Genomic DNA, 822 nt, shown 5'->3' on the forward strand with positions numbered 1-822 from the left:
CCAAATTCTCAGCTGGTAACAATGCATTCGCTAACAGCGCCTTTGCGATCGATCCACCTAACCAACCCGTTCCTCCAATGATCCCTATCGTTTCACTGATCATTGGCAGCCGCCTCCTCGAAGGTGTCCGTCAAAGGGACGAAAGTCCCGGGTTCCGTTTCGGCATAACCAAACTTCCCGTAAAAACGATCCAGCTCACGTCTTTGAGGCGCTTTTCCGGTAAAAATACTTACGTAATGGGGAATACGCTGGAAACGCTCTGTAATCAGCTCAGTCGTATTCATAGTGATGTAACCGATCTGAGTAAGGTAGATAGTTCGGGCTCGCGCATCAGCGCTAGGGGCGTCGTAGCCGAAGCGCTTGAACATGCTCGCCAAAGCGCACATCCGCTGCTCATCGACGACAGAGACCTCCTTGGCAACCTCATCTGATTGAAGCGCCCAACTACGCACTGCAAATTCAAATTGCGAATCGAATAGCTTTGGATTGAGCCAACATTCGAAGACATTCAAAATTGCTTCGGAAATGCTTTCGGCATAGCTTTCGCTCTGCCCTATCAGCCCGCCAGTGTTCGTATCTCGCCAGCGCAAAAGTAACGCAGCTAATAATTGCTCGCGATCCTCGAAAAACCAGTAGAAGCTGGTTCGTGATAAGCCAAGGCGTTTGGCTAGTGGCATGACCCGAACGGCATCTATGCCCGACTCCTTCAAGGTGTCATAAGCAGCTTCAAGCCACCCCTCCGGCGACCCGCGCCATCCTGTATCTTGGGCCTTACCACGCCCCTTCCCGATCTGGGACATGTCGCTTCACCTTCTTCAAATT

1 protein-coding gene is annotated in these 822 nt (G+C 51.6%); it reads right to left on the minus strand.

All coding sequences use genetic code 11. From position 1 onward, the window contains the following. Positions 1-92: 92 nt before the first annotated feature. A complete protein-coding gene (locus AC1DRJ_RS30450) occupies positions 93-800 on the minus strand; it encodes a TetR/AcrR family transcriptional regulator (protein WP_477805380.1) in 708 nt (235 codons plus the stop codon). Positions 801-822 lie beyond the last annotated feature (22 nt).

This window comes from Pseudomonas sp. P5_B2, from assembly GCF_056400445.1.

What these genes read in the sequence shown, in the direction of transcription:
- AC1DRJ_RS30450 (WP_477805380.1), bottom strand. Translation starts at nt 800, where the DNA reads ATGTCCCAGATCGGGAAGGGGCGTGGTAAGGCCCAAGATACAGGATGG.